Here is a 24716-nt window from a genome sequence, read left to right as displayed (position 1 = left end):
ACCTGTTTACTGTCCGTTCGGTGACCGGTATAAAGGCGGCGTGAACTTAATATAGGCTTGAGTGTGGAACGTGGGAACCTACGACATGGATGCCAAGGGAGAGATTTCAAGTGGAAGCCCCACAAGAATCAGAGTACCAATGCCATGTATAGGGGCGGAATAACTCGTAGTAGCTATGAAACCTCCTAACGGAGGTGGAGCAAAGGGGTTATGTTATTCAGTTTTATTAGCAAGTCAACCATCTAAATGGGAGGAACTTATGGATAAAACAAAGCCATATATAATATCTAAAAAGGTGGTTTATGAAGCCTTTCTAAGAGTAAAAGCAAACAAAGGGTCAGCTGGAATTGATCAAGAGTCAATAGAAGAATTCGAAGTGAGCCTAAAGGATAATCTGTATAAACTATGGAACAGAATGTCCTCAGGATGTTACTTTCCACCAGCAGTTAAAGCTGTTGAGATTCCGAAGAAAGCTGGTGGGACTAGGACATTAGGAATTCCAACTGTTACAGATAGAATTGCACAAATGGTTGTGAAACTGTATTTTGAACCCTCGGTGGAACCTTTCTTCCATGAGGACTCATATGGCTATAGACCAAACAAAAGTCCTATTCAAGCATTGGAGATAACCCGTAAAAGGTGTTGGAAATACAACTGGGTTCTAGAATTTGACATTAAAGGCTTATTCGATAACATTGATCATGGGTTACTAATGAAAGCAGTGGAAAAGCACACAAATATTAAATGGGTAAAGCTATATATTGAAAGATGGCTAAAGGCACCTTTTCAAACGAAAGAAGGTGTAAAAGAACGCACTTCTGGCACACCGCAAGGTGGAGTCATAAGTCCTGTTCTTGCGAACCTATTTCTACACTACACATTTGATAAATGGATGACTATTAACCATCCTAATAATCCATTTGCTAGATATGCAGATGATGCAGTCATCCACTGCAAGTCAGAAGCTGAGGCAATAAGATTGCTTGAATCATTAAGCAAAAGGATGAACGAATGTAAGCTTGAACTACATCCAACCAAAACAAGAATTGTATATTGTAAAGATGATGATAGGAAAGAAAATCACGAAAATATCTCGTTTGATTTTCTAGGATATACGTTCAGACCAAGACGATCTAAGAATAGATGGGGAAAGCATTTTATTAACTTTACACCTGCGATTAGTAACAAATCTAAGAAATCAATTCGACAAAAAGTAAGGGACTGGAAATTACAGTTGAAAGTAGAAAAGGACCTTACGGACCTATCAAATATGTTCAACTCAAAGATAATAGGCTGGATAAACTTCTATGGCAAGTTCTACAAATCAGAAATGTACTCAACATTAAGGCACATCAATAAAGCCTTAATAATGTGGGCAAGGAAGAAATACAAAAGGCTAGCTCGTCACAAGAAAAGAGCAGAATATTTCTTAGGTAGAATTGCAAATCAAAATCCCAAATTCTTTAAACATTGGGAATTAGGTATTAAGCCTACGGCTGAATAATGGGAGCCGGATGAGCTGAGAGGTTCACGTCCGGTTCTGAGAGAGGCTACTGGGGAGGTTCCAGTGGTCTACTTGCCGCAATATCTATGTGAAAACCAAGAAAGCTGGTTTTCGTGTCAAAAATTCCATCACTACATTCATTGAAAAAAAGCTTAAGCTAAAAGTGAATGAAGAGAAAAGTGCGGTAGATAGACCTTGGAAACGTAAGTTTCTTGGATTTAGCTTCACCGCGCACCGTACCCCTAAAGTCCGTATCGCGAAAGAGAGTATCAAGAGAGCCAAAAGTAGAATCAAACAACTCACTTCAAGGTCGAAGCCGATTCAACTGGACGTACGCATTGAGAAACTGAATAAGTACCTGGTGGGATGGTGTGGGTATTTTGCGCTGGCCGATACGCCAACTCCCTTTAAACAACTGGATGAAATGATTCGAAGAAGGCTTCGGATGTGCCTGTGGAAACAATGGAAACAACCAAAAACCAAAATAAAAAGGCTTATTTCTTTGGGAGTTTCCAAAGAAAAAGCCTATGAGTGGGGAAATTCCCGCAAGAAATATTGGCGCATCTCGAATAGTCCTATTTTACACACAACCCTTAATCTAAGTTTTTGGCGAGAGCAAAAACTGAAAAGCTTATTGGAACGATACAACCATTTGCGTCATACTTAAATGAACCGCCGTATACCGATCGGTACGTACGGTGGTGTGAGAGGTCGGGGGTTAGTCACCCCCTCCTACTCGATTTATTGCTTAAATTCAGCTAGTTTTTCTACATAAGCAGCTTTTACCGAAGCATCCGGTATCTGGCTGACCAGTTTTTCTATTTCTGCGACTCTAGTATTATACTCTTCATCAGAAACCGGCTGTTTGCTCAATTCTTCAAGCTCGTCGATTTTCATTTTAGCCGAAATCGCAAATCGGTGTTTCTCAATTTCTTTTTCAGCGGGTGCTTTATAGGAAGCAAGGATCGCTTCTCTTGTTGACTGCCCATAAACTCTGTAAAGAAGCACGGCATTCTTTTTAATTTCATAAGAAAGCGTATGGAAGAGGCTTTCTCCTGTGTCAGACAGCGGATCAGCACTCATGGTATTCTGAAGTTCATCTGTCATGGCCAGCAGCTTTTTGCCGGATGTAACAGCATCAATATACCCCTGTGCCCGTTTATAATGAACGACGACATTCGTGTTAAGGGACGTCTGCAATTCATTTTTCTTCGCCTTGTCCGAAATGCGGTTAATGGTTACTTGAGCAGAATTCATGTACTTCTTCGTACCATTAAAATACGTCATATTCGGGTAATCCGTCACTTTTCCCGGATATTTATCCTTCCGGTAATTAATGTGAATTTCCCATTTAAGGCTGCCTGCATAAGAGATCGCTGTTTTCAGATCACGTTCAGCAAATCCGATATTGGCTTTATTCAATACAGCAGAGGATGGGGTCTCGTAGCGGATATACCCGCTCATGTTTGTGACATAACCGCCGTTGCAGATTTTATACTGTCCGCCATGCTTGCTGTCATATCCGCACACCTTTAATCCTTCTAACGGCTGGAGCACCTTTGCTGCGGAAAGCCCGCTGCCTGTCCGGTTCCAAAGTGTAATCGGCTTAAGGACTGTCAGCTTCCCGGTCTGCCCCGGAATCAGTTCTGCATCCCAATTCGGCTTTGGCACAACAGTGATGGCCTGCCGCCCCATTTGGACCCACGAACCCTCGAAATTCTTGCGTGATATCTTTCGGTGCTTTCCATAGTAGAGAGGGTCATTGATATAGACATACTGGCTGTCATAGCCTGTCACTAAAACGGAATGCTCTTTATAGGTAATGCGAAGCGGCCCGCTTGATGTCTGCCACGTCTGGAAATAGCTGCTGGAGAGCGGTTTGAACACTGTGTTCGTAATAACCCATACCGGGCTTCCATTATCTAGTGCACGATAAATGGCACTGGCATTGGAGCCAGTCAGATTCACCACTCTCCCAGGCGGATATTTGTTGGCCAGATCATAGATGGGTCCATTATAAACACCAAGTCCCGGCTGGCTGTATGTATACATATTGCCGATAAACCCGTCATACGGATTGCCGTGAAGGCCATTCTGCTTAAAAGGCACCTTGCGGACCTCTTTGGCAAGCGTCATTTTAGGAGCGTTAACTCCCTGGCTTTCCAAAAGCATGGCCAGACTTGTAACCTCACAGCCCCTCGGCAGCTCTGGCATCTGCCTGATATGCGGTGCATCCACAAGTGTTTTGGCGGAAACTTCCCCCGTCCCAGCACATAAAAACAAGATAAATAGAAAACTAATAAAATACCACTTTGACTTCAAAAATACATAACCCCCTTCGTTAGAATCAGACAAATATTATTCTACCTTAATTTGGATTAGTCTTTGTTCCTTTTTTTAAATAAGGAACAAAAGCTTATATATTCAAATTTCAGAAAAATAAACTGAGTCGAACTATACCTTTTAGGCTGATAAAAGATAAAATTTTCCTTGAAAATGCTAACAAAAACAATATATAGTCAAAAAGGACCATACTTAATAATCCGCCTTTTTTAATAAGTCAGTAATGTTACAAAGGTGTTACTAAAAAAATATATAAAACGTTGGTATATAAGTGTTTGTGATGGGATTACAATAAAAATGACATAATCATAGTCCGGAAGAATATAATCTTAAAGTGTGCTTTTATTGTTATTTGTGGTTTTGGAGGAAATAATTACTAACCAATTTCTGCAAATATACACAAGAAAAGCCTAGAATTTCCTCTAAAAATGTATTATTATAGGAAATGTGAGAGGCGCTGGTAATTAAACCAGTTATATAGTCCTCTGACACAATTCTACTAATTTTTTAGAAGGAAATAGACATATAGGTTGATATTTCCATAGAAGATTAGTATAATTCTCGTTAAGTTTGCTAGGCAATGATTAGCATTAGCCGATAAGCTTAAAAACAGATGTAAAAGTCTGGCGGATCATTGTACTACTTTTTATATTCGAAGGGAGAAATACGAAACATGAGTAAAAAGAAAGCTATCAAATTAGCTGCTGCTTCCGCGGTTGCTGCATCTGCATTCGTTGCTGCTGCTCCAGCACAAACTGACGCTGCAAGCAATGTTGCTGTCGAAGTAAGTAAAGCTGTAACACAAATGAAAAAGGCATACCACACTTACAGTGATGTAACTGCAAATGGTGAGTTTGCTCCAATCGCTGACGTGTACAAAGAGTACAACGCTGCGAAAAAAGCTTACGCTAACGCAAAAGCACTTGTAAACAAAGCTGGCGGTGCTGACAAAGATAAGCATCTTGCTGCATTAGAAGATACATATGCTGATTTCATCGCTAAGCGTGTTATCACATACATCGATGCATACAACTATGCTACTACTCTACAAGACAAGCAATTTGCTCTTGAAGATGCTCTTAAAGAAAAAGATTGGGATGCTGCTGAAGAGCAATATCATGCAATCTCTTATGAGCTAAACACTCGTACAGTTATCCTTGACCGCGTATACGGTAAAACTACTCGTGAACTTCTAAGAGGTTCTTTCAAAGCTGATGCTCAAGAAGCTCGCAACAGCATCATTAACGAAGTATCTGTAAAAATGTACTATGATCAAATCGATGCGCTTCTTGAAGAAGGTAAATTAGAAGAAGCTGAAGCGAAAATGAAAAAAATCGCTGAATTCGTAGAAAAGCTTGACGCTGACACTGATTTTGGTGCTGCTCTTCTTGAAAGAGTTGAAGCTGCTGAAAAGAAATACGATGAGCTTTCAGTTCCTAAGGTTGAGAGTGTAAGTGCGATTAACCTTAAACAAGTTGAAGTTAAACTTAACAAAGTAGTTGACAAAGATACTGCTGTTAAATCTAACTTCGCTGTAACAGGTGCAATTATTGATACTGCTGTAGTTTCAGAAGATGGAAAAACAGTTACATTAACTCTTCAATCTGCTTTAACACAAAAATCTGACCACACTGTATATGTTTCTAACTTGAAAACTGATACAGGTGCTAAGTTCCCTTCATATGTAAAAGATATTACAGTTGAAGATACTGTGGCTCCAAAAATTGCTTCTGCAACTGCAACAACAAAGGATGACAAGGTAAATTCATTTACTCTTAAATTCTCTGAGCCAGTATCATTTACAACTATTAAAGTTGGAGATTCTATCCTAGGCGCTGCGAAAGTTGATGATTACACTTATACAGTATCTGGTAAAGAACTAGAAGCTGGTAAATCATATGAAGTTGAAGTTTATGGATTGACTGACTTAGCTGGTAACAAAGGTGGAACTCCAGAACGTGGTTCAATCGTAGTTACTAAAGATGCTGTTAAACCAAGCTTCTCTATTAACAATGTTGGACCAAAAACATTCGAAGTTAAATTTGATAAAGATATGAGCACTGCAGTAGCAGTTGATTCAATTAAAGTTAAAGATTCTAAGGGTAATGCTGTTGCACTTAAATCCTTACCAGCATTCAAAGATGACAAACGTACACTTGTAGTTGACCTCGCTGCTCTTCCATTTGCTGATGCAACTGTGAACACTGCAACTCTTGATGTGACTGTACAGGCTCTTCAAGATAAGCTTGGTAACGTAGTTGAAACTAAAACTACTTCAGTAACACTTGTTCGTGACACTGCAGCACCAGCTATTAAAGAAGCTAAATTTACTGCAGCTAATGAAGTCGAAGTTGAATTCACTGAAGTTGTAACAGGTGTTGAGAAAGAAGATTTCTTTGTAAACAAAGCTGATGGTACAGCTGCTACAACAGTTACATCTGTAACTCCAGTTGCTGGAACTAATAAGTATAAATTAGGCCTTGGAAGCTCATTGAAAAATGGAAGCTATAGCTTAGTACTAGGTGTAAATAAAGTTTCTGATGTATCATCAAATAATAATGCTGCTCAAGTATTAACTCTTACAAATGATAAAGAAACTGTTACTCCTGTTGCACCAATTTCAGCATACATCCAAACTGCTGGCGTAACTTCTGCAGCTAAAACAGTTACTGTAACTTTTGATAAAAATGATGTTCTTTCTGGAATCAACCCTGCAACTGGTAACCTATATGTAGATGGTGCAGACAACAAAGCACTTTACTCAATCAATGGTGCAGCACTTCCAACAAAAGCTAAGGTTACATTTAACAATGACCAAACTGTATCTGAGGTAGTAGTTGGAGCAGATTTAAATAAGGATGGAGACAGCTCAGATGTTGCTGTAGTTGTTGACACAGTTACTATCGACCTTTCTGAAGTTGAAGCTAAGGATTTAGTTGGTGCATATGCTGCATTTGGAAATGGTGGTACTGCTACAATTTCAGTTGGCGGTGTGAAGAATGTTGCTGGAGCTACATTATCTTTAACTAGTCTTCCAGTAGCTGTTGTAGATGCAACTAAACCAGTAGTTAAAGATTCTTATATTACTGGAAATGCTACAGCTGGTTACAAGTTAACTGTTAAATTCTCTGAAGCACTTTCTGCTACAGCAGCAGCTGATTATGTACTTGCTGGTAAAAAAGATGCAAGTACAGCAGCAGCGGGAATCACTCTTGGAGCAGCAGTTCTTTCAACTGATGGTTTATCAGTTGAAATCCCTGTAACAGATTTAGGAGATGCTGACCGTACTCTTGGATTTACTCTTGCAACTGTTGCTGATACTGACTTAGCATCTTCAACTGACAAAGCTGGAAACAAATTAACTGCAGTTACAACTCCGATTGTAATTACAAACTTTACTACAAACTAATAGGATAGGTGCCTGTCACTATCCGAAGTTTGTCAAAAGGCTCCATGGAGAGAAATCTCTGTGGGCCTTTTCTTTATGCTAGAAACCGAATCAAATAGAATGATAAATATATATTATTTTAATGATACAGATATCTTTAGCCCTTTACTGCTTTATAGGAGTGAGGGCTATTTCTATTTGAGGAGGAAAGAAAATGGCATTTGTAAATTGGTTCGTAGTGAGACTGAAAAAGACGTTTAATATCGTGGTCTCACATGATGAAGTAAGCTATGAAGCCTATGATTTTTATCATGAAGAACTGGATGACCTGCTAGTACCTGCGGAGCATCTGAAAAGGCTACCGAATCCACTTCTCTTTGAAACACTAAGTTACGTGGATGAAAAGGGAATTGAATGGATAGCTGGATTTGTACTGGAGAAGGAATCAAGAAGAATACTATATGAAGTTTGGATAAAGAACGGAGAGGCAATTGCTTACGAATTGTACATTTGATAATGAACAGGAGAGAAGAAAAATGTCAAAATTTCATAAGATAGTCATGGATGGGGAAGTTCGATACAGGGAAGTCAATGAGGCGACTGGATACTATGAAGAGGAAACCCTATCGGAGGAGGAATTGGTGGAGCAACTAATGGGAGAGGCTGTCGAGGAAGTCATCGAAGTGGATAGAGCGCAGATTGAGAGAGCCATTTCCAATATACCCGACAGATATCAGCGGGAACTAGTCCAGAATTATGTTGATTATTTGGACAGGCTAGCAGAATCTTTCGAGTAGGCTCACGACAATTCTATCCTTAATCTCACGACAAAACCCAAAAGGCTTAAACAAGGTTTGGAAGAACCTTTGTAGGGAATAGAAATGCGATAATTTCATTAGAGAAAAACACCCGACATTATTATATAACTGTCGTGACTGGACTTGAAAGGTGGTGAATAGAAATGTGGAAAGTAATTGTTCCAATCGCTGTAGCTGTCGCTGTGGAAGTCGCAAAGGAAGTAACAAAAAATAAGTAGTAATCAGAGGTAGAAAGAAAGGGAGAGTGAAAGCAGATGAAAGTATTCCAATGCTCGTGCTGTTGCCAACCTTGCAGTAGCTGCACAATTAAGAAGATAATCGAAATCATCAAAAAGTAAGAGTCATGAATGCAGATAAAAGCGTTCATGGCTCTTTTTCGTTTGGAGGGAAAAGACATGAATGAGCTAGTACAGGAGTTTGAACAGTGGCTCTTTGAAGAAGGACGTTCACCAAAAACGATTGAATCGTATGTTGGAGATGTAAAAGGGTTCCAACAGTTCCTAAAAGAGAAAGCGGCAAGCGAACAACAGCCGCTCTCTCGCTTCTCTTTTGTCCGATACAAGCAATATCTACTCGACAATCAATTTGCCATCTCCACCATCCAAAAGAAAATAAATAGCCTAAAGGTCTACAACGACTTTCTTCAAAGAAAAGGAGTAGTGAATGACAGCTACATCCAACTCAAACGAGATAAGGTTCAAGTGGCTGCTGGAAGTGAACATGTAGTCACTGCTCTATCAGAGAAGGAAGTGGAAAAGCTCCTGTTCTTCCTGGAGGATGATACAAAAGTAAGCCAAAGGAACAAGCTAATCGCCTATCTGCTACTTTACACAGGAGTCAGAGTAACTGAGTTAGTGAACATCAAGCTAGGAGATGTCGATGCTTTAACAGCTGCACTAACTGTTCATGGAAAGGGTGGAAAGGTTCGGGAAATCAGTTTGCGGCAAGACGTTTTGCAACTAATTAAGCAATATCAGCTAGGAGAACGAAGAAGTTCCCGCTTCTGTGAAAGTGAATACCTGTTGGTCAGCCAAAGAGCGAATAAGATGCACAGAGATGCGGTTAGGAACTGGCTAGCCAACATTTCCGATGAGGTAGGCATGAACCTTCATCCTCATCTGTTCCGGCACACATTCGCAACTAGACTTCTGCGAAAAGGAGTGGACCTGACAACGGTCAGTAAATTGACTGGTCACTCAACGGTGAATATGACCGCAAAGTTTTACATCCAAACAACTAGAGAGGAGAAACAAATCGCAGTCGAAAAATTGTAAAGGGGAGTCATCATTGGTGATTAGAATAAGAAAGATTGCAGAAATAGAGAGATTAAAAGAATTGGGTAGGATTCCTCTCGAATACGTCAATGCCATCGAATCAGAATTTGTGACTTGGTTTGAGGCAGAAGGAACAGGCGAATCGCTAATAGAGTTCGAAATGCCACAACACGCCTGCATGTACCACTTGGAAGATAAAAACGATACCACTTTTCTATCCAATCAAATACTAAATATTGAGTTCGTTGAGAAGGAAGAATTGGAGGATTGTGTTTACTTTCGCATTGGACTCATGAGCGACCACCAGATGAATCTTGTGTACTTCCTGGAAGGAACACTCGAACAAAGATTTGAAAGATGGCTAGACCAATAAACATGAAGGAGTAAGAGATGTTTAAGAATCAAAATGAAAGATACATGACAAGAGGAATTGCAGAAGCCATACATCCTGAAATGGCTCTATTCTTGTGGCACTTGATTGATAGATTAAAAGAGAAGGAAATGGAAGTGGATTATCTCCAAGTCTTTGAACTTTCGGAACTGAATGGCAAGCAATTCATCATTCATCGTCAAGAGCAACCTCCTTACAAGGAGCAGTTGATGGTTCAATGGGAAGAGACAGAGCCGCTAACGAGTACCATCTGGTGCATTGATAATGGAGAGGGACAAATCATGTTGTTCCCAGAGGAATACTAATGAGTGACTCCTGCTTGTTTAGCGAATACACCCGCAAACAAGCAGGAAGCATTCATCCGAATACAAACGTAATACCCTCGATTTTTTTACCTTTTATAACCTCACACAGATAAAAACAATAAAATAATGGGTCTACGTCAGGGTAGATGTGGATGTAGAGTCGATATCGATAAAAAAGGGTGAGAGGAGTAAAAGCAATGAATCATGGCAGTTACTATGGAACGAGAAGAAAGAGGAACATCGACCTAAGCAGGTTCCGAAATGAAGAATCATCATCTGGTCTACACTGGGAAAGTAATGAAGAGCAAGAGGAAGAAATGGAATATGGAGAGGAACTCGAAGAAGGGGAAGAAGAGGTGGAGGTTGATGAAAGCGAATCATCGGATAAATGGGATTCTCATTTTGACAATGACCAAGCAGACCAAGAGCAGCTCTATCTGAACGGCAAGCCCTTTCATGTTAAGCAGCAGCCAAAAAAGCAATCTTTCAATGAAACTCATGTCAGAATCACGACATACCTTGAGAAAAACGTGCATCAAATTATACGTATGCTACAGAAGCAGGGACAGATTGAGTCTATAACCAAATTCATAAATGATAGTGTAACAGAATATCTAATGAACCAATACCAAGAACGTAATCAATAAATATTTATTGATATAAATTGAGACTAATTGTCCCATAGCCGATTGTAGGCTATGGGACTTCAAATAAAATAGTTGACAAATATAATATGGATAATTTAAGATATGGATACAATTTAATAGCAATCTATTTGATTGTTGCAAACAAGGAAGCCTCTGCTGGACTATGTCCGTGTGCAAGCTAACTCAAGTCAATAACAGGCAGTAGCCTGATACTAGACGCCTTAGCAACAAAGATTTCAATGAGAACTGGGAGAAGTATGCCCGATTCTATGAAGTCTTTGTATGCTGGGGCGTCTTTTTGTTTGCAGAAAATTGATATTCATAGGAGGAAAGGGCATGGTACAGAAGAAAAAGGCAGAAACATATGGGAGAAATAGCGAGTGGATGCTTACAAAAGACAAGCTGTATGTAGAAGTGGAAGACAAGGATGGAAATACGAAATGGCAATTTGTAAGTAAGTTCATAAAAGTCCTCAACGTTCGGCAAGTAGCTGAAACCAATGATACAACATTAACCCTGCAATACTTGTATAAAGGTCAATATCAAACCATTGATATTCTGAGAGACCAAATCCTACAACCAAATGAATTTCAAAAGCTGAGCCGTAAAGGAATCGATGTGATTCACAGCAACGTCAAGCCGATGGTGCAGTTCCTGCGAGTACAGGAAGACTCGGCTCCTTATGAAACGGTACACAATCACATGGGATGGGCAGATAAAGAAGACCAACTTTACTTCAAGCATCACTCGATAATAGGGAAGAATCCTCCTGCTTCTATCTATAGCGGTGATTACAACATTGAGCCAAAAGGAACGCTGCAAGGCTGGTTAGATATCATCCAATCCGAAGTCATGGGGAACCATCACCTTGAGCTAGCACTAGCATTCGGCTTCTCTGCACCAGTTGTTGGACTGCTTTCAAAAGTAAAAGATATGGACACACTCATTGTCCATATCTATGGTAATAGTACGCAAGGCAAAACAACCGCTGCTCAATTAGCTGTATCACCATTCGGAAGACCTAGCAAAAATGAAAAGGGACTAATTAAAAGCTGGAGTGCAACCCATAATGCGATTGTGGCATTGCTTCGTGACAACTATGGGATTCCAATTGTACTTGATGAAGCATCTATGAACACGATGAAGGATTACACATCGCTCCTTTATATGTTTGCAGAAAATCGAGAAAAAGAACGGATGAACAAAGAAGGAGAGTTACGAAAACAACGCAGCTGGTCAACCACCATTATCTCCACCGCTGAGCATTCGCTTTTTGAAAAGACCAATGAAAATGCGGGTTTGAGAATGCGGGCGTTCGAGTTTGGCAATATCACTTGGACGAGTTCAGCAGAGAACTCCAACAACCTAAAGACAGGATTGCTTGACAACTACGGTCATGCGGGCATTGCATTTGTTCAATACCTAATTAAGCTTGGAGTGGAAAAAGTAGTTGAACGGTGTGAGCGTTGGAAGGCTTACTGTGAAGAAAACCTGCCACAAACAGACTTCCTTTCACGAGTATCAGAGAAGTTCGGCATCCTTCTAGCAACAGCGGAAATGATAAACGAATCTCTTAACCTATCACTAGATATCGAAAGCATGATGAAGATACTACATGAGGTAGAAGAAGAATCAGCTGCCGAACGAGAAATGGCTGATAAATCGTATGAATATGTGATTGAAAGAGTCATGCAGCACAGCAAGTATTTCATCATTGAAACACAAGCATTCAATGGAAACGAATGCTGGGGTAGGATAAACTTTCGGGACGATGAGGTAGAGGTGTCCATCTTCCCGCATAAGTTCAAACAACTGTTAAAAGAGGGCAATTACGCAGACCCGAAGGTTATCTGCAAAGAGTGGAAAGAAAATGGCTACTTAAAAACAGAAAGCGGCAAATACACGAATCGAGGCAAAATACCAATCGATTCACAGGTACGAGCAAATAGCGGTTTACCAACTACTCCTGACTCAAAAGGAAGAGATAAAGTATATACGGTCATGATGAATAAAGAGTTAGCTGAGAACTACGGCATACGTAAAATTATATCTGAGGAAGAATTATCACGTTATCAATACACACCAAAAAGAAAGTCCAAGCATACCCACAATTGAACCGACTAGATTGAGAGTAATGAAATAAGACGAGGAAAAGGAGCTGCATCCTTTTCCTCGTAAATAAAAGGGGGAAAAGAACATGAGTAAATGGTTTTATGATTATAAAAAAGAATTTATTCGTGGTATGGCAGCTAGAAATGCCAGTCCAGAAACATTGAGCGGCTATACAAAGGATTTGGAGATGACCAACCGCTTCCTAGAACAGAAGTATAACGGATTTGTGATGCTGGATGATATAAAAACGCAGGATTTAGAAGACTACTTGACGATGCTGCGTGTCGAACGAAACTATCAACCAGCGAGTGTGAACCGCCATCTAAATACATTACGGTCATTCTATAAATTTGCCATTCGTAAAGGATGGACAAAGGAAAATGTTGTGGCTCCTATTGACCAATTAAAAGCACCAAAGAAGGAGCGGACATACATGGATGTGAAAGAGTATGAGGAACTAGTCCAAGCGGTCCAGCATCCAACGATAAAAACGGTCATTCAGTTCCTCTTTTACACAGGGCTTCGTATTACGGAATGCCTTTCGCTAACATTGGAAGATGTTGACCTGGATAAAGAAATCATCTTTGTCGAACATGGAAAGGGCAATAAGCAAAGAAAAGTACCGATTAGCCCAAAGCTAATGCCGATACTGAAAACATACCTAAAAACCATTCGACCCAAAACAGACAGCAACTACTTCTTTGCCTTAGCAAAAACCGGCAGGGTGTCAGATGTGTATGTGAATCGTGTTCTCCATGAAACGACTCGAAAGTTAGGGTGGAAAAAGACAATCACTTGCCATGTATTGCGACATAGCTTCGCATCCAACTTGGTGAAAAATGATGTTCACATTGTTCATATTCAGAAGCTGCTAGGACATGCCGACCTGAAGACAACTTCGGTGTATGTCCATGCGAATCAGGAGCAACTGGCACAAGCTATACAATTATTGTAGCGGGAGAGGGGCAACAACCTCTCCCTTTGTTGGAACCATATAATAGGAGGATGATAACCATGGCAACACAAGAAGTAGAGAAGCCAATTTACGATGAAAGAGTCAATGAAATCCTACAGGGACTTGCGGCAGGACTAACGAGGGATGAATTAGCAGAGATGTTCGGACACACGAATTATAAAAGCGTTGATATGTACATGCGGAGAAAAAATTTCACATGGGACAGTACCAAGCAAACATATGTCCCAAAACTGCCATCAGCAAAAGAATATAAAAACAAAGCCATGCCACACACGAAAGCAACCATTGTCATCGACATGATGAAAGAACCTGACTTTATGATTGAGGAAATTTGTAAGAAAGCTGGATTCAAAGATTACAAGGAGTTAGCCGAATACATGACGGCAAAAGGCTATCAATGGTCACCAGATGATAAAAATTATAAAAAGAAGACAGGGCATGTAGATAGAATAGAACCTAAAAAGGTTGAAGTCCCGCCTGTTCAGGAAGTGAAGCTTGAAGTAGTGGAAACAAAAGAACTGCAAGTGAACGATGACGTTATAAATAAATTGCAAAGCTATCTCCCGCTGTTTGACATGCTAGAGAAGAACAAGGAGAAGTTGCTGGAGCTAGTCATGCCAATGGGGCAAAGTGATACGATTCCCCGTTACATCATTCCAGGAAGAACAAGCGGTAAAACGATACAAATGTCAGAGAGCCTGCAGGATATGGCGGTGGAATACTGCAACCAACGCAACATCAAGCAGCGGGAGTTGTTTGAAGTGGCAGTCATCGAGTTCTTTCAGAAATATGGGTTTGAATACGAAATAGAAAGCTTACTCAAAACGAACAGCTAGCTAATAAATGGCTAGCTGTTTTTCTATTCCCCCGCCCCCCGTTCATCGTCCCACTGCCGAGGGGAAGCGAAATCCATGCAGGACAAGGGCTTTCGGCTATTCCCCCAGTTCCCCCACCATATTTTGTGTGAGCTAGTATCTTAGCAGTTGGTTTATAAGGAGTAAGGTTGTTATCCATATACGTTCTCTCTTTGTTTGGTTCTTTGATATTTGGATTTACTTTTTTTCTGAATAATACTTAACAATTGCTTCCGCAGCTCTTAATCGAATTTCTGTATTGGAATCATCGAGTAATTCCTCTAATACATGGATGGCTTTATTTAGGAGAGGGCTACTATTCTCGTCTTGTATAGTATTTGATTCATTATTTATTAGTTTCTCAACAATGGAACGATGTTTAGTGATATTAGCAATGGTTCCTGGATATCTTAACGAGCCTTTAAGTTCCTCTGGCAATTCGCTTCTTAATAATGGCTTCTTATCAAAGAACCATTTTACTTCTCGTTGATGAGGATAAGAGCCTTGATTTGGTTTATCAACCTTTGGGTCATGGTAATATTCACTAACAATTTCACCAATATAGACATCCTTTTTATTATCATCAGGAACAATGACATAGTCCCCAACCTTCATCATGAGCACAAACAAGTTAACATTACCGATTCCCTCAGACCATTTTTCTTGGTCTAGTATATCCTTTAATTCATCGTAACTCATTCCATTAAAGGACTTTCCAGCTGGATAACCAATGGCAATGAAGCCTCCATCCAAGAATTGTTTCATTCTGTTAATGCTGTGTGGCATTGGACGTAGTATCCATACATTTTTTTCAATAATCATCTCAAACACTCCAATCACATGTAATCACATCTATTTACATATTATAATACCTGTGTTATCTTTAAATTGCAAGGATTACCAATTACATGCTGATGGAGGGATTCTAATGTTGTTTTCAATTGAAGGAAAGAGAATGGATAAAGTACCTCACAATGACAAGTTCTTGTTTTATTACAAGCAGATGGATAAGGTGAAGCTAGGCTTAATCATTGACCATTTAACAAATATTATTGAGAATGAGGAAGTCTTTAATTCCAGCTATCTCCCACCAAAACATTGGAAAGGCAGCGTATTTTATCCTATCTATGAACTGATACAAGATAAGCAAACATCAGCGTTTTTCTATGGTCAATTATTGTGGAAGCTAATTATGGAAGACGACAAAAAGTGGATGTTCCAGCAGGCCGATAATACATTAGGTAAACTCTATTTCTTAGTGAAGCGTCCTGAATTGCTGACAGGATAATCCAAGTGGCTTATTAGAGCGGAACAGAGAAAATTCGAGGTTCTACACAAAATCCTGTCCAGGAGGAAGTTGGACAACACCCTTACCTTTTATGGAGAGGGTTTATTTTTTTTATCTCTCTGTTTTTATGCTAGGGGAACTAGGGAATTTTGGGGATTGCTTGGCTCCCATCGGATGCGTGAGGTTTTAGTTGTCGGGGGTGAATGGGAACTGGGGGAACGGACATCTCTTAGCAACACAGATTTCTATTGATTCCGTCATGATTGAGTCTGTATTGATTTCGTATTTATGCGAAAACTTTCTCGTTCTTCTGTATTGAGCAACTATGGATGACTTGATGTAGGGTTGGAAACTCCTTGAGCCGCATGGACTTACATTATGGAAGAAACTCGGATTTTTCAGGTTGCTTTTGTGCGATTAACGCTAATGATGTTAAACAATCACTTCCGGCAACAGACGTACTTGCTAACTCTAAATTTGAAGTGAACTTTAGTGATGCAGTTGACGCTGCTACTGTTACTACAGGCACTGTTTACCTTACACAAGATGGAGTAAAACAACTTGCTACTGTTTCTTATGATTCCGAGAAAAAAGTTGCTACAGTAGAGCTTTCTGCTGGTAACACACTTGCTCCTGGTAAATCATACGTACTAACAGTTGATGGAGTTAAAGATGCTAAGGGAGTAGCAGTTAAAAAGTCTACTACTAGCTTCACTGTTTCTGCAAACCCAATTATTACAAACGCTACATTTACTCATGGGGTAACTGGAACAACTAATATTGAGGGTGCGGTTGTTGATACTGCAACTGAAGCAATTACTTTAACTTTCAATAAAAATTTGGATACAAATACATTATCAACTTCTAATGTTAAATTATATAACATTACTAAAGAAGAATATGTAGCTGTTTCATTATCAGGAATTACGGCAACTTCTGTAACTGTTGCTCCTTCTGCGAATCTTGTAGCAGACAATGATTATCGCTTAGAAGTTGGCGCTGGGATTGCTGATTTAGCTGGAAACAAACTTACAGCTACTTCATATAACTTTTTCTATGGAATCACTCCAGTAGGAGTTCAAAATATTACTCCAACAAATGGTGCTACAACTGTTTATAACAAAATCACATCTTCTGGTGGAAATGATGCATTCAAATATCGTGCACAATTCTCAGCAGCAGTTGATGCGTCAACTGTAAATGGAACAACTGTTAAACTTGTTGATAAAGTAACTGGTTCAACTGTAGATGCTACAGTGAGCTATGAAGAAGGTTCACGTTATGTTATCGTTACTCCACGTGCTGATTTAGCAGAAAACAATCAATACGAAGTAACAATTGATGGAGTGAAAACTGCTAAAGGAATTAAAGTGACTAAATCTGTTACTACATTTACAACTTCAGATTTCACAGCACCAACAATCGTTTCTTCAACACCGGCAAACGCTGCTGATGGAGTAGCACTTGATGGTACATTCACTATTAATTTTAGTGAAAAAATGAATGCTGCTAAATTAGTATTAGGTACAGACGTTATTCTTGAAGATGTTTCAAATAATAATACTCCAGTAGCAAGTTTCTCAAACTGGACTTCAACACTAAGCCAAGATGGTAAAACTTTAACAGTAAAACCTTCAGCTTCTAACAAATTAGATGCTAACAAAACATACCGTTTAACTGTTAAGAAAACAGCAGCTGACGTAGCAGCTAACACATTAGCTGCAGATTATAAAGTATTATTCAATTCAGAAGCAGCAGCGGCAACTAAGTTGACTAAAGTACAATCTGGTTCAGCTTATTCAACTACTAATACCGTTCGTGAAAGCGGAGTAACAAATATTGCATCTGCAAACACTACGAACTTCTACTTTAACTTTGACCAAGCACTAAAAACAGATGCTGGAAGTTATGTATTAGATGATTTAGTTGTAGTTGAAAAACTAAATGCAAATGGTACTTATACTGCTGAAACAGATGCGGCTGTAGTTGTTTCATTAGTAAATAGCAATAAAACAATTGAAGTTGATAAAACAGCTGCATGGTCTGCTGATTCAACTTACCGCATCACAATTCCTACATCAGTTAAAGATGCAAACGGAAATGATGTACAAAAAGTTGAATTCACTTTCACAACTGGTACTAAACCAGTAGTTGATACGACAGTTTCTTCACCTGCTAACTTTGCAACTGGTGTAGCTGTAGATGAAGCATATCTAGCAGTTGTTATCAACGATACTGAGAGTGATTTACAAAGTGCGTCACTAAATGCTGATAATGTTAAAGTAGTGAAAAAGTCTGACGGTACAGCTGCGCCATATAGCATTGATGCAATCAACTATGCTACGAAAGCAACAACAACAACTGCAGCAGTAGCAGCTCTTTCTAACTCTGATAAAACTTTTGAGGTAGCTGATGCTTCCAAATTTACTGCAGGTAATATCATTACTTTCAGTACATTAGCTGGAACATATGTTGTAACAGGAGTTGACACAGCTAATAATCTAGTAACTGTGAACAAAGCTGTAACTGGATTAGGAAATACAGAAACTGTTACGTTCAACCAAGGTGTTGTTTATAAATTAAATACTGGTGCTAAACTTGCAACTAACTCTGAGTATGATGTTAAGGTTGAAAATGTTAAAGACGCAGCTGGAAATATTGCAGATGCTAAAACATTTACTTTCCGTACTGGTACTGCAGCTACAGATTTAGCGTTAGACAGTTCTTCAGTAACTGATGGTCAAACTGGTGTTGCGGTTAATGCACCACTTACATTGACATTCAATACACCTGTCGATGCATCTACTGTAACAGCTGCAAACATTACTGTTGAAAAAGACGGTACACCACTTGCTACTAACGGTTCAGCTTACACAGTGGAAGTAGATTCTGCAGATTCTAAAAAGATTGTAATTAAACCAGTAGGGTTCTTAAGTGCAGATGCAGTTTACAAAGTAACAGTTACAACTAATGTTAAAAATACAGCTGCATATGGTGCAGATGCGCTTGATTCTGCAAAATCAATCAGTTTCAGAACTGAGCAAACAGCTTCTGTATCTCCAAAACTAGTAACTGCTAAGTTATTGGATGCTAACAACAATGGTATTGGTGATACTGGTGAGAAAGTATTGTTAACATTTAACGCACCAGTAACAGCTGGTACTGTTGATGAAGCAGACTTCCTATTTGCTAATGGTGGTTCTATTGGAAATGCTACAGCAACAGCTTCAGGTACTGAATCTGCTATTATCACATTGGGTACAACTTCAACACTTGTTAAAGGTTTAACTACTATTGAAGTAACAGGAACAGACCTTAAATCAAATGGTGTTGACATCAAAGGTAAAGTAACTGCTGAGTAATAAGGAGAGTGCCTGTAACTCACGAAGTTTACTAGAATTTGTCGCAAGATGAAAGCTTAGTAGAGACACTGAGTTGATATGGCTATTGGGACAAGTGGATAGGTTTCTTGTTCATCCAAATAATCCTAGACTGAATGGAAAGCTCTGTGGAGAGAAATCTCTGCGGGGCTTTTCTTTTTAGTAGATAACCGAATCAAATAGAAAAATAAGCTTATATTATTATTGTGACTAAGATTAGCATAAGCCCTAATTCCTTCCGAGGAGTTAGGGCTATTTCTATTTGAGGAGGAATCATTATGAAAAAGTATGAGGTTAAGAAACAGAAGCAAATGGAGCTATTCGAGAAAGGGAATCCATTCAATCAGCCTGCAAAGCGAATCAACATTGTAAGCCTGAAGTTAGTAAGGGAATCTAGCATTTTGTACAAGAAAAGAAGAATTTCGTCCCCAGAGGATGCTTATAAGCTATTGAAAGAATTTTTAGTTGAATCCGATAGGGAACGGTTTGTTGTGGTCTGCTTGGACACGAAAAATCAGCCAACTGCAATCAACATCTGCCATGTTGGTAGCCTAAACGCTAGTATCGTACATCCAAGGGAAGTGATGAAGGCAGCCATCCTTTCTAATGCTGCATCTGTCATCGTAGGACATAACCATCCATCACAAGACCCTACACCAAGTACGGAGGACATTGAGGTAACGAAAAGATTGGTCGAAGCAGGAAAGATTATTGGAATTGAAGTCATTGACCATCTCGTTGTGTGTGAAGAAAAGTATGTCTCCCTTAAAGAAAAAGGTTACTTCTGATAGGAGGCTGGCTAGGTGGAACAATTGAATTGGTTTGTGAGCATTTTAAAAGTTAATTTTAATGTTAACGCTCATTTGAAAGAAGTCAGCTATGAATCAACAGAACTGCATTTAGATGAAATCGACGAGTCCCTGGTTCCTCAAGAACTAATCAAAAACATGCCGGAAACACTAATTTTTGAAACAATGGTATTTTATGATAATGAAGGTACAGAGTGGTTAGGAGCAGTAGCCCTCCATCCTGATACAAAGGAATCGTGTTTACAGGTTGTCTTAAAAGATGGTGAACCCGTCCTTAGAAAACTAGTAGAGAAGGAGAATGATAAATAATGAAGTTTCATAAAATCACAATTAATGGTGAGGTAATGTACAGAGAGTTTGACCCAAGCACAGGCTACTATGAAAACGAAATGATAACTGAAGAAGATATGGTTGAGCAGCTACTAGAAGAAGCTGTGGACTCGGAAATTGAAATAGATGAGGAAGAAATCGACCGAGCTATTAATTACATTCCGAGTTCCTTTCAACGGGAAATGGTCCAAAACTATATTGCTTATCTGCAGGCTGTAATCGAATCTCACGAGTGAACTCACGACAAAACTACTTAAAGCTGGTTTGAAACTCACGACAAAACTAAAAGAACCTAAGTTGTACTTTAGAAAATCCAATCAAGCCAAGTAAACTGCTTCAATTAGTAGGTTAATAACTCACGTCATAATTATATAACTGTCGGGAGTTGAGTGATTTGAAGGAGGTGAGAATAAATGTGGGAAAAGGTAATTGTGACGGTTCTAGTGGCAGTAGCTGCAGAAGTAGTAAAAGAATTAACGAGTGGTAATTAATAAAATGAAAAAGGAGGTTTTGGAATTGAAGTGTTTCCCCTGTTCATGCCATTGCCCTCTGCATTGGATGCACAGTAAAAACCATCATTAAATTAATAAGGAAATAAGAGCTATGAATGCAAAGTTAATGCGTTCATAGCTCTTTTTGTTTTTGGAGGGATACTCTTTGAATGACCTGGCACAAGAATTTAAGAAATGGTTAATAGAGGAAGGACGAGCACCAAAAACAATTGAATCCTACGTTGGAGATGTTAATGGATTCAATGACTTTTTAAAGGAGAAGGCGGTTGAGGAACTCCAGCCGCTTTCCCGGTTCTCGTTCGTTCGGTATAAACAGCAGCTGCTAGAGAAGCAGTTTGCCATTGCAACCATTAATAAAAAGATTAACAGTTTAAAAGTCTACAATGACTTTCTTCTGAAAAATGGATATGTGGAAGATAGCTATATCCAATTAAAAAGAGACCAGGTGAAAATTGCATCTGGCAGTGAACATGTTGTTACGGCTTTATCTGAGGAGGAAGTGGAGAAACTACTCTTTTTCCTGGAGGACAGTAAAAAGGTTAGCCGAAGAAACAAGCTCATCGCTTACTTACTTTTATATACAGGTGTAAGAGTAACAGAGCTGGTTAGCATCAAGCTAACGGATATAGATGTGCTGGCAGCTACCCTAACCGTTCGGGGAAAGGGTGGGAAGATTAGAGAAATAAGCCTCCGTCAAGATGTCCTCCAACTAATAAAGTCTTACCAGCAAGAAGACAGAAAAGAATCCAAGTTTTGTGATAGTGAATACCTGCTGGTAAGTCAGCGTTCCAGTAAACTGCATCGAGATGCTGTTCGGGATTGGCTGGCCAAAATCTCAGAGGAACTAGGAATGAAGCTGCATCCTCATCTATTTCGGCATACCTTCGCAACAAGACTGCTTCGGAAAGGGGTAGACTTGACGACTGTGAGCAAGCTAACTGGCCACTCCACAGTGAACATGACCGCAAAGTTTTACATCCAAACCACACGGCAGGAAAAGCAGAATGCCGTAGACAAACTGTAAAAGGAAGCGAAACCTGATGAAAATAATCCAATGTATAGCAGATATAGAAGAATTGAAGTCAAGGAGTACTATTCCCCTTCCCTACTTAAACATCATCGAAACGGAATTTTTCGAATGGTTTGAGGCAGAAAGTAATGGCGAACCCATCATAGCCTTTCGATTACCAACACATTCCTGCATCTATCATTTGGAGGATGAACAGGATACCAGTTTCATAGCCAATCAAATACTAAAAATAGAATTTGTCGAATACGAGACCGCAGCCGATAGAAAGTATTTCCGACTAGGCCTGATGAATGAACATGAAATGAGCATAGTGTTCTTCCTGGAAGGGACCATAGAACAGAGAATGGAAGAGTGTCTGAAACGATGAGGAGAGACAAAATGTTTAATAAGACTAGCAACCGATACATGACGAGAAGCATTGCAAAAGAAATTCATCCGGAAATTGCCATGCGTCTGTGGAACTTGATTGATGAACGGAAAATGGAAGAAGATGAGCTAGACTACCTTCAAGTGTTTGAGCTTTTTATTGAGGATGAGAAACAGCTTGTTCTTCATCGTCAAGAACAACCGTCATATAGTAAACAATGGCTCATTGAACTCAAACACACAGTTCCAATACCGAGCACCATCTGGTGCATTGATGACGGACAAAGCCAGATGATGCTGTTCCCAACTGATTACTGATGAAGAGTTTCTGCCTGTTTGCAATGCTAAAGGTGAACAGGCAGGAATCGTTTATTAGCATTCCATCTATAAAACTTTATTTTTTTTTTATTTTTCTTTAGCACACAGATATAAAAACAATAAAATAATGCGTTTATGTAGACATAAACATCTACGTAAACGTAAATATATATACGAATAGAGATGAAAAAAATCATGGGATACTATGGAGCAAGAAGAAAAAGAAACATTGACCTAAGCCGGTTTCAGAAAGCAAACGAACCCGTTGCGTCGCTTGCTTGGGAGCAAGAGGAGTTGGAACTGGAAGAAGGTTATGAAGAAGTTGAAGAAGAATGTGAGTATGAAGACGAGGAATTGAATGATAGCCAATCAGCGGATAAGAGTGTGGATTTGAATCAAGAAGAACAAAGCCACTTTATGCTGGATGGAAAGCCTTTTAGGTTAAAGCAGCATTCCCAAAAACAATCCTTTTCGGAAACACATGTACGAACAACAACCTATCTAGAAAAGAACATTCACCAAATCATCAAGATGCTTCAGCATCAAAATCAAATCGAGTCAATCACCAAGTTCATCAATGACAGCATCAAGCACTATTTGACCACAAGGTATAGCGAATAAATCAAAAGGAAGTGAAAAGGGATAATGCTAAGTGGGCATTATCCCTTTTCGTTCTTAATCAATAGAAAAATCTTTTTAAGATTCTTTTGAATTATTTTCTTCTTCTTCTCCGGAAAGATTAACCAAATATAACCTGAATTGTTAAAAAAAGCAGCCACAGGGATTTGGTCGGTGGAGAAAATCTTTTCGATGTATGATGCAATCAAAGGAGCTGATTCGATTTTTTGAGAAGAAGTTCGACACAACAACCCTTCAACAGGACCATCAAATATTTCCACCTCTGCTTCCCTTGCTTTTACTGCAAGCTCTTTAAAAAGCTGCTTTTGTCGAGATTCTTGGCTGAGAACGTAACAACCAGTATTTTCATCCTTCACTAAGCCCAAGGACTTTACATCTCTAGATACAGCGGATTGGTTTGTCGAAATTTTATGTATCTTTTTCAATAAATTCACTAGCTGCTCCTGATTTCGAACATCGTGCTTTTGAATAATGGATTGTATTGCTTCCATTCGTTCCTTCTTCGAAGCCCTCAAGTCTTCAAATTGTTCCTTCATTTCCAAAACTCCTTCATGAATGTTCACAAAATGTTCACAATTAGGATTTATTCACAAATTTTTGGTCATATAAAGCAAAAGCTGCTGGAATCATTGCTATCACTATAAAAAGTGACTACTTAAACTTACTCGAAAGCAACCCCTCCCCTTTAGCTAATTTAACCCACAAATTTGATTGATATTTTGAATGTAAAGTGAATATTTTTATGCATTTATGCTATTTATAATGACTAAAAAAGTAGTTAGACACCTATATTATTGCATATTATAATAAGTCCATCAACAAGAAATACAGTTGAAAATGTTCTTTGAAAACTTCATAGCGTTCCATGTACAAACGCTCTGAACGAGTAGACTATTTGGAAGCAAAAACAATTGATTTACTATTTTCGAAGCGAGGTAACTCTCTCTAAAGAGTGACTTTAGCAAACTAAAAGGGAGCGATAACCATGGGAAAAGACCATTTTGAAAGATTACCTCAAAAAAGATTGGATTGGAATAGTTTTACAGTTAAACTTCCGAAGAGTGTAATCGGCCTAGTAGGAAATGAAAATGACTATACCGTCATAGATACAGTAGACATTAGAATACCTAAATTGGAGAAAAACGATAATCTCCTACGTCAATCCTTGAAAGTGTTTAAGGATAATGATTGCTTTGCGATTTATGAAGACAATGAAAATTATTATTTATGCTTTGATAACTCCAACATGACAAACTGTTTCACATTTAAGGAGATTATTAACGAAATGCTCGAAATGGAAAATATGCTGAAAGCTATGTTGAAAGAGATTCATTTAGTTGATTACAAGATGACTTTTAGTTTAGAGGCTTATAATCATGACTTTTAAAGGTCTTTCCTATTCCGAATCCATTTCTTAAATATCAGTAAGAAC

General features: G+C 39.0%; 24 protein-coding genes and 1 pseudogene. 22 read left to right on the top strand and 3 right to left on the bottom strand.

The genetic code is table 11. The annotated features are described in order from the left end of the window. Nucleotides 1–259 precede the first annotated feature (259 nt). A complete protein-coding gene (ltrA, locus tag BFI01S_RS04865) occupies nucleotides 260–1504 on the top strand; it encodes a group II intron reverse transcriptase/maturase (protein ID WP_061791597.1) in 1245 nt (414 codons plus the stop codon). 79 nt (nucleotides 1505–1583) lie between these two features. Next, a pseudogene (locus BFI01S_RS04860) lies at nucleotides 1584–2171 on the top strand (group II intron maturase-specific domain-containing protein); the annotation flags it as partial. Between the two features lie 74 nt (nucleotides 2172–2245). Here the strand turns inward: BFI01S_RS04860 and BFI01S_RS22280 are convergent. Then, the gene (locus tag BFI01S_RS22280) at nucleotides 2246–3826 is read right to left on the bottom strand and encodes a C39 family peptidase (protein WP_235831101.1); all 1581 of its coding nucleotides are present in this window, start codon (nucleotides 3824–3826) and stop codon (nucleotides 2246–2248) included. A gap of 694 nt (nucleotides 3827–4520) precedes the next feature. Here BFI01S_RS22280 and BFI01S_RS04850 point away from each other — a divergent pair. The 10 genes from BFI01S_RS04850 to BFI01S_RS04805 all read left to right on the top strand — a co-directional run bounded on the left by BFI01S_RS04850 (nucleotide 4521) and on the right by BFI01S_RS04805 (nucleotide 14594). Then, a complete protein-coding gene (locus BFI01S_RS04850) occupies nucleotides 4521–7256 on the top strand; it encodes a hypothetical protein (RefSeq protein WP_061791596.1) in 2736 nt (911 codons plus the stop codon). Between the two features lie 193 nt (nucleotides 7257–7449). Then, nucleotides 7450–7749 (top strand): hypothetical protein, encoded by a 300-nt coding sequence (locus tag BFI01S_RS04845; protein ID WP_061791595.1) that lies wholly within the window; start codon nucleotides 7450–7452, stop codon nucleotides 7747–7749. A gap of 22 nt (nucleotides 7750–7771) precedes the next feature. Next, entirely contained in the window at nucleotides 7772–8032 is a 261-nt protein-coding gene (locus BFI01S_RS04840) for a hypothetical protein (RefSeq protein WP_061791594.1), read from the top strand. A 416-nt stretch (nucleotides 8033–8448) separates the two neighbouring features. Next, nucleotides 8449–9327, top strand: coding sequence for a tyrosine-type recombinase/integrase (locus BFI01S_RS04835; protein WP_061791638.1), 879 nt, complete (start codon nucleotides 8449–8451; stop codon nucleotides 9325–9327). Between the two features lie 61 nt (nucleotides 9328–9388). Continuing rightward, the gene (locus BFI01S_RS04830) at nucleotides 9389–9700 is read left to right on the top strand and encodes a hypothetical protein (protein WP_142753069.1); all 312 of its coding nucleotides are present in this window, start codon (nucleotides 9389–9391) and stop codon (nucleotides 9698–9700) included. A 17-nt stretch (nucleotides 9701–9717) separates the two neighbouring features. Continuing rightward, complete coding sequence (locus BFI01S_RS04825; protein WP_061791592.1) at nucleotides 9718–10023, top strand: DUF960 family protein; 306 nt, start codon at nucleotides 9718–9720, stop codon at nucleotides 10021–10023. Nucleotides 10024–10220: 197 nt separating this feature from the next. After that, nucleotides 10221–10670, top strand: coding sequence for a hypothetical protein (locus tag BFI01S_RS04820; RefSeq protein WP_061791591.1), 450 nt, complete (start codon nucleotides 10221–10223; stop codon nucleotides 10668–10670). A 312-nt stretch (nucleotides 10671–10982) separates the two neighbouring features. Beyond that, complete coding sequence (locus tag BFI01S_RS04815) at nucleotides 10983–12785, top strand: DUF927 domain-containing protein (RefSeq protein WP_169799725.1); 1803 nt, start codon at nucleotides 10983–10985, stop codon at nucleotides 12783–12785. An 82-nt stretch (nucleotides 12786–12867) separates the two neighbouring features. After that, the gene (locus BFI01S_RS04810; RefSeq protein ID WP_061791589.1) at nucleotides 12868–13737 is read left to right on the top strand and encodes a tyrosine-type recombinase/integrase; all 870 of its coding nucleotides are present in this window, start codon (nucleotides 12868–12870) and stop codon (nucleotides 13735–13737) included. A 59-nt stretch (nucleotides 13738–13796) separates the two neighbouring features. Further along, the gene (locus BFI01S_RS04805; protein WP_061791588.1) at nucleotides 13797–14594 is read left to right on the top strand and encodes a hypothetical protein; all 798 of its coding nucleotides are present in this window, start codon (nucleotides 13797–13799) and stop codon (nucleotides 14592–14594) included. A 216-nt stretch (nucleotides 14595–14810) separates the two neighbouring features. Here the strand turns inward: BFI01S_RS04805 and BFI01S_RS04800 are convergent, their stop codons facing one another. Continuing rightward, on the bottom strand, nucleotides 14811–15434 hold the full coding sequence (locus BFI01S_RS04800) for a restriction endonuclease (protein ID WP_061791587.1): 624 nt from the start codon (nucleotides 15432–15434) through the stop codon (nucleotides 14811–14813). A gap of 106 nt (nucleotides 15435–15540) precedes the next feature. Here BFI01S_RS04800 and BFI01S_RS04795 point away from each other — a divergent pair, with 106 nt between their 5' ends. The 9 genes from BFI01S_RS04795 (at nucleotide 15541) to BFI01S_RS04755 (ending at nucleotide 23266) form a co-directional block, all read left to right on the top strand. Continuing rightward, on the top strand, nucleotides 15541–15900 hold the full coding sequence (locus BFI01S_RS04795) for a hypothetical protein (protein ID WP_061791586.1): 360 nt from the start codon (nucleotides 15541–15543) through the stop codon (nucleotides 15898–15900). A 365-nt stretch (nucleotides 15901–16265) separates the two neighbouring features. Continuing rightward, nucleotides 16266–19262, top strand: a complete 2997-nt coding sequence (locus BFI01S_RS04790) for an Ig-like domain-containing domain (RefSeq protein ID WP_235831104.1) — start codon at nucleotides 16266–16268, stop codon at nucleotides 19260–19262. Between the two features lie 296 nt (nucleotides 19263–19558). Continuing rightward, nucleotides 19559–20068 carry a JAB domain-containing protein gene (locus BFI01S_RS04785; RefSeq protein ID WP_061791584.1) on the top strand — a complete coding sequence of 170 codons (510 nt, stop codon included), beginning with the start codon at nucleotides 19559–19561 and terminating at the stop codon, nucleotides 20066–20068. Between the two features lie 15 nt (nucleotides 20069–20083). Continuing rightward, entirely contained in the window at nucleotides 20084–20398 is a 315-nt protein-coding gene (locus BFI01S_RS04780) for a hypothetical protein (protein ID WP_061791583.1), read from the top strand. Further along, the gene (locus tag BFI01S_RS04775; protein WP_061791582.1) at nucleotides 20398–20655 is read left to right on the top strand and encodes a hypothetical protein; all 258 of its coding nucleotides are present in this window, start codon (nucleotides 20398–20400) and stop codon (nucleotides 20653–20655) included. Before BFI01S_RS04780 ends, BFI01S_RS04775 begins: the two co-directional genes overlap by 1 nt. A gap of 421 nt (nucleotides 20656–21076) precedes the next feature. After that, nucleotides 21077–21955 carry a tyrosine-type recombinase/integrase gene (locus BFI01S_RS04770; protein ID WP_035327668.1) on the top strand — a complete coding sequence of 293 codons (879 nt, stop codon included), beginning with the start codon at nucleotides 21077–21079 and terminating at the stop codon, nucleotides 21953–21955. A 16-nt stretch (nucleotides 21956–21971) separates the two neighbouring features. Continuing rightward, nucleotides 21972–22328 (top strand): hypothetical protein, encoded by a 357-nt coding sequence (locus tag BFI01S_RS04765; RefSeq protein WP_035327665.1) that lies wholly within the window; start codon nucleotides 21972–21974, stop codon nucleotides 22326–22328. Between the two features lie 11 nt (nucleotides 22329–22339). After that, the gene (locus tag BFI01S_RS04760; protein WP_061791581.1) at nucleotides 22340–22645 is read left to right on the top strand and encodes a DUF960 family protein; all 306 of its coding nucleotides are present in this window, start codon (nucleotides 22340–22342) and stop codon (nucleotides 22643–22645) included. 294 nt (nucleotides 22646–22939) lie between these two features. Beyond that, nucleotides 22940–23266 carry a hypothetical protein gene (locus BFI01S_RS04755; protein ID WP_142753067.1) on the top strand — a complete coding sequence of 109 codons (327 nt, stop codon included), beginning with the start codon at nucleotides 22940–22942 and terminating at the stop codon, nucleotides 23264–23266. 38 nt (nucleotides 23267–23304) lie between these two features. Here BFI01S_RS04755 and BFI01S_RS04750 read toward each other — a convergent pair whose 3' ends face one another. Beyond that, entirely contained in the window at nucleotides 23305–23820 is a 516-nt protein-coding gene (locus BFI01S_RS04750) for an arginine repressor (protein WP_061791579.1), read from the bottom strand. Nucleotides 23821–24269: 449 nt separating this feature from the next. On the opposite strand from BFI01S_RS04750, the gene BFI01S_RS04745 reads away from it, so the two are divergent. Then, on the top strand, nucleotides 24270–24671 hold the full coding sequence (locus tag BFI01S_RS04745; protein WP_035327658.1) for a hypothetical protein: 402 nt from the start codon (nucleotides 24270–24272) through the stop codon (nucleotides 24669–24671). The last annotated feature ends 45 nt before the right edge of the window (nucleotides 24672–24716 follow it).

The organism is Cytobacillus firmus NBRC 15306 (assembly GCF_001591465.1).
Classification (GTDB): Bacteria; Bacillota; Bacilli; order Bacillales; family Cytobacillaceae; genus Cytobacillus; species Cytobacillus firmus.
This window is presented reverse-complemented; position numbering and strand designations above follow the sequence as displayed.

Excerpts from the sequence above, each read along its gene's own strand:
- BFI01S_RS04745 (WP_035327658.1), top strand. The coding sequence starts at position 24,270 with ATGGGAAAAGACCATTTTGAAAGATTACCTCAAAAAAGATTGGATTGG.
- BFI01S_RS04795 (WP_061791586.1), top strand. The coding sequence starts at position 15,541 with ATGTTGTTTTCAATTGAAGGAAAGAGAATGGATAAAGTACCTCACAAT.
- BFI01S_RS04810 (WP_061791589.1), top strand. The coding sequence starts at position 12,868 with ATGAGTAAATGGTTTTATGATTATAAAAAAGAATTTATTCGTGGTATG.
- BFI01S_RS04820 (WP_061791591.1), top strand. The coding sequence starts at position 10,221 with ATGAATCATGGCAGTTACTATGGAACGAGAAGAAAGAGGAACATCGAC.
- BFI01S_RS04845 (WP_061791595.1), top strand. The coding sequence starts at position 7,450 with ATGGCATTTGTAAATTGGTTCGTAGTGAGACTGAAAAAGACGTTTAAT.
- BFI01S_RS04805 (WP_061791588.1), top strand. The coding sequence starts at position 13,797 with ATGGCAACACAAGAAGTAGAGAAGCCAATTTACGATGAAAGAGTCAAT.
- BFI01S_RS04850 (WP_061791596.1), top strand. The coding sequence starts at position 4,521 with ATGAGTAAAAAGAAAGCTATCAAATTAGCTGCTGCTTCCGCGGTTGCT.
- ltrA (WP_061791597.1), top strand. The coding sequence starts at position 260 with ATGGATAAAACAAAGCCATATATAATATCTAAAAAGGTGGTTTATGAA.
- BFI01S_RS04775 (WP_061791582.1), top strand. The coding sequence starts at position 20,398 with ATGAAGTTTCATAAAATCACAATTAATGGTGAGGTAATGTACAGAGAG.
- BFI01S_RS04760 (WP_061791581.1), top strand. The coding sequence starts at position 22,340 with ATGTTTAATAAGACTAGCAACCGATACATGACGAGAAGCATTGCAAAA.
- BFI01S_RS04785 (WP_061791584.1), top strand. The coding sequence starts at position 19,559 with ATGAAAAAGTATGAGGTTAAGAAACAGAAGCAAATGGAGCTATTCGAG.
- BFI01S_RS04800 (WP_061791587.1), bottom strand. The coding sequence starts at position 15,434 with ATGATTATTGAAAAAAATGTATGGATACTACGTCCAATGCCACACAGC.
- BFI01S_RS04765 (WP_035327665.1), top strand. The coding sequence starts at position 21,972 with ATGAAAATAATCCAATGTATAGCAGATATAGAAGAATTGAAGTCAAGG.
- BFI01S_RS04840 (WP_061791594.1), top strand. The coding sequence starts at position 7,772 with ATGTCAAAATTTCATAAGATAGTCATGGATGGGGAAGTTCGATACAGG.
- BFI01S_RS04790 (WP_235831104.1), top strand. The coding sequence starts at position 16,266 with ATGGACTTACATTATGGAAGAAACTCGGATTTTTCAGGTTGCTTTTGT.
- BFI01S_RS04750 (WP_061791579.1), bottom strand. The coding sequence starts at position 23,820 with ATGAAGGAACAATTTGAAGACTTGAGGGCTTCGAAGAAGGAACGAATG.
- BFI01S_RS04835 (WP_061791638.1), top strand. The coding sequence starts at position 8,449 with ATGAATGAGCTAGTACAGGAGTTTGAACAGTGGCTCTTTGAAGAAGGA.
- BFI01S_RS04825 (WP_061791592.1), top strand. The coding sequence starts at position 9,718 with ATGTTTAAGAATCAAAATGAAAGATACATGACAAGAGGAATTGCAGAA.